The organism is Pseudarthrobacter sp. NKDBFgelt (genome assembly GCF_046097905.1).
Classification (GTDB): domain Bacteria; phylum Actinomycetota; class Actinomycetes; order Actinomycetales; family Micrococcaceae; genus Arthrobacter; species Arthrobacter polychromogenes.
In genome coordinates this window covers 1-3,251 of sequence record NZ_JBJURL010000148.1, presented here as the reverse complement: position 1 = coordinate 3,251, position 3,251 = coordinate 1, and the positions used below count along the sequence as shown (strand labels likewise).

Below are 3,251 nucleotides of genomic sequence, written 5' to 3'. Positions count from 1 at the left end.
GCGCCGCCCCCGGCGTGGCCCGCGCGCCGCCGATCACCAGGACCGAGCCGCGCGAATACTTGTCCTTCCCGGGCGCCGGCAGCGGCCAGTCGCGCAGCAGCGACGGCGTTACGAGGGTTGGCGAACCGGAATCACTTCGGGTGGACACTGGAATCCCCTCCGTGTTCGGTAACGGTGACGCCCTGTTCGGCCAGGTGGTCCGCCACGTTGAAGCTTTCCAGCGTCCACGGGCCCTCACCGGCAGGCCGCACGAAGCGGGTGATGGAGGCGTTGAGTACGGAGGTGCTGGCGGCCAGGTCCAGGAGCTCCTTCTCGGTCATCCCCTCCAGCACGTACCGGAACAGCATGATCAGGGCGTCGTGGCACACCAGCATCACCCGGTGCCCGCTGCCGAGGTTGTTCAGTTCGTCCAGGACGGAGCGCAGGCGGAGGGCCACGTCCGCCCAGGATTCACCGCCCGGCGGCCGGTAGTACATCTTCCCCAGCCACTCGCGGCGCTCGGCCTCTTCCGGGTAGCGCTTCTCCACGCCAAGCCGGGTCAGCCTGTCCAGGATGCCCAGTTCCCGGTCCCGCAACCGTTCATCCAGCTGGACCTTTACCGGCCAGCCTGCGGCCTCCACCGCGATCTCGGCCGTCTGGAAGGCCCGCGCGTAGGGGGAGGAGACCACGGCGTCCGGCCGGAATTCCTCGGCGATGCGGGCCAGCGCCGCGCCGAGCGCCTTGGCCTGTTCCTGGCCGGTGCCCGAAAGGTTCACGTCGGCATCCCGGGCAGGTACAGCGATGACTTCCGCCCCGGCCATCCGCGCATCGGTGGCAGCCACGTTCCCTTCGCTTTCACCGTGGCGGATCAGCAGCAGCTCCACCGCCCCGGCTTCCTGCACAGCCTCTGTCAGTCCGTCGTCTTTCACAAAGAATCACTCCGTCCGCGTGCCTTGCCGAATGCAGGAACACTACCAGCGGCGTACCCATGGGCCAGGGAAAATAACGGACGACGACGGCTGGCGGCAGTGCAACGGCGTCAGGCTGTGCGCCGAATAGGTTGTGTCACAACCTAACCCATGACACTATCTAGTTATGACCCCAGACAAACGGTGGCCCAGCGACTGGGTCAGGGCTGTGCTCCCCACCTGCATCCTGCAGGCGGTCGCCGGAAGCGGCGAGGCCTACGGGTACCAGATCATCCAGGCACTGAAGGCTGCCGGTTTTGACGGACTGAGCGGCGGGACGGTCTACCCGGCGCTGAACCGGCTGGAAACGGATGGATTTGTCAGTTCCGAATGGCGCCAAGGGGACGCCGGCCCGGGTAAGAAGTTCTACTCCCTCACTCCCAAGGGGCAGCAGCGACTGCAGGACGCAAGCACGGACTGGAACCAATTCGCAGATCTCATCAAGAACCTGCTCCACGAGAGGAACGGCTGAAAGTGATGTCCACAGAGGAATACCTGAAAACCCTGGCCTATGAACTGCGCCATCGGAAACACGGTGAAGACATGGTCCGGAACACGCTGCAGGAAGTCAGCAGCCACCTGGCTGAGAGCGGCGAAAGCGGGGTTGCGGCCTTCGGGCAGCCGCGCGAGTACGCCGCCTCATTCCCCGCAGGCACAACCACCTCGAGGGGCGCCCGGGTGGGAAGCCTGGCCGGGCTTGTTGTCATCGTGACGCTCGCTGCTTATCTGGTCCTTCGGGGGACCTTCGACGTCAGCTTCGGCATCTCCGGCACGCTCACCTATTTTGGTGCGGTGGTGGCTGTCACGGCTGCACTGATCGTGACCGGCCAGCAGATGGACAGGCGCCTTCCGGACCCGCGGTAACGCCGGACAGCCCTACCGCTCCGGCGTCAGCACCTTCGAGAACACCGTGGCGCCGTTGGCGTTCCGCAGGCTCACCGTGAAAGTTTCGGAATCCAACTGGACGTGACCGAAGAACTGGTTCTCGCCGTCGCGCGGTGATTCCCCGGGGAAGCGCCCGGCCTTCGAGAACACCACCTCGGGCCCGAACGTGCCGTCCATGTCGTTCGGGCCAAAAGACCCCGCGGCGATGGGCCTGGCCACGAACTCCCAGAACGGGTCGAAATCGGTGAACGCTGCCCGCTCGGGGGAGTAGTGGTGCGCGGCGCAGTAATGCACGTCCGCGGTCAGCCACACCACGTTCTTCACCCGGTTCCGCTTGAAGGCGCTCAGCACCCCGGCGATCTCCAGCTCGCGGCCCAGCGGTGCACCGGGATCACGGTTGGCCAGGCTCTCCTGGTTCACGGCGCCGTCCGGCACAATGATCCCCAGCGGCAGGTCCGCGGCGATCACCTTCCACGTTGCCTTCGACTTCGAGACCTCGCGGATCAGCCAGTCCACCTGCTCCTGTCCCAAAATGTTCGTAGCGTAGGCCTCCTTGCCGTCCGTATTGGGAGACTTGAAGGTGCGCATGTCCAGGCAGAAAATGTCCAGCTGCGGGCCGCGGCTGATCTTCCGGTAGATGCGGGCGGGCTGGTACTGGCCGGCGTCGTCAAACGTTCCCGGCCGCCACAGCGCCGCGGACTCGGCGATGGGCATGTTCTCCTGCCACGCCTGCCGGCCGCGCGCCGCGAGGGTGTTGACGTCGCGCACGGTGTAGCGGGGGTCGTCCAGGATTTCGCCGGGGTACCAGTTGTTGGTGGTTTCGTGGTCGTCCCAGTTGGCGATCACCGGGACGTCGGCAAACATGGCGCGCATGTTGGCGTCCATCGAGTTGTACCGGTGCCGGCCGCGGAACTCGGTGAGGGTTTCGGCCACCTTGGACACCTCCTCGGTGACCAGGTTCCGCCACACCTGCCCGTCCTTCTCCACCACCGTTTCCGTGAGCGGACCGTCCGCGTACACGGTGTCTCCCGAGTGGATAAAGAAGTCCGGCCGGGTCTGGTGCATGGCCCGGTAGCCGGGCATGCCGCCGATCTCCTCATTGATGCCCCAGCCCTGCCCGGCCGTATCGCCGGTCCACACAAAGCTTTGGGCGGACGACGACGGCACGTCGCCTCCGTTGCTCGGGTCGCCCGTGCGGCCCCGGCCGTTGTACGTCCCGGCGTCCGGAGCCGTGCGGAAGGTGCCGCGCACGCTCTCACCGGCCGCGCCGCCGTCGTCCTCGAAGCTGATCTCCAGCGCGAAGCGGGTGTCGGACGGCAGGTTGCCGGCGTGGATCTTGGCGGTGAAGTCGGACGCCTGGGTTGCCCGGGGCCCCCGCATGACGCGCTCGAAGGCGCCGCGGCCGCGCAACACCTCGCC

At 66.6% G+C, this 3,251-nt stretch carries 4 protein-coding genes and 1 pseudogene; 2 read left to right on the top strand and 3 right to left on the bottom strand.

Annotation, left to right across the window (positions count from 1 at the left end; genetic code table 11):
* Together ACKAE7_RS20695 and ACKAE7_RS20690 are read right to left on the bottom strand one after the other, a co-directional pair.
* Window positions 1-148, bottom strand: a pseudogene (locus ACKAE7_RS20695) (NAD(P)H-hydrate dehydratase); the annotation flags it as partial.
* Window positions 132-908 carry a histidine phosphatase family protein gene (locus ACKAE7_RS20690; protein ID WP_408980184.1) on the bottom strand — a complete coding sequence of 259 codons (777 nt, stop codon included), beginning with the start codon at window positions 906-908 and terminating at the stop codon, window positions 132-134. The gene ACKAE7_RS20690 and the pseudogene ACKAE7_RS20695, both read right to left, overlap by 17 nt.
* A 166-nt stretch (window positions 909-1,074) precedes the next feature.
* Here ACKAE7_RS20690 and ACKAE7_RS20685 point away from each other — a divergent pair, with 166 nt between their 5' ends.
* The gene (locus ACKAE7_RS20685; RefSeq protein WP_059279694.1) at window positions 1,075-1,419 is read left to right on the top strand and encodes a PadR family transcriptional regulator; all 345 of its coding nucleotides are present in this window, start codon (window positions 1,075-1,077) and stop codon (window positions 1,417-1,419) included.
* A 5-nt stretch (window positions 1,420-1,424) separates the two neighbouring features.
* Entirely contained in the window at window positions 1,425-1,811 is a 387-nt protein-coding gene (locus ACKAE7_RS20680; protein ID WP_408980183.1) for an HAAS signaling domain-containing protein, read from the top strand.
* Window positions 1,812-1,823: 12 nt separating this feature from the next.
* Here the strand turns inward: ACKAE7_RS20680 and ACKAE7_RS20675 are convergent.
* On the bottom strand, window positions 1,824-3,251 hold a 1,428-nt coding region (locus tag ACKAE7_RS20675; RefSeq protein WP_408980182.1), incomplete at its 5' end, for an alkaline phosphatase D family protein.

Excerpts from the sequence above, each read along its gene's own strand:
- ACKAE7_RS20685 (WP_059279694.1), top strand. The coding sequence starts at position 1,075 with ATGACCCCAGACAAACGGTGGCCCAGCGACTGGGTCAGGGCTGTGCTC.
- ACKAE7_RS20680 (WP_408980183.1), top strand. The coding sequence starts at position 1,425 with ATGTCCACAGAGGAATACCTGAAAACCCTGGCCTATGAACTGCGCCAT.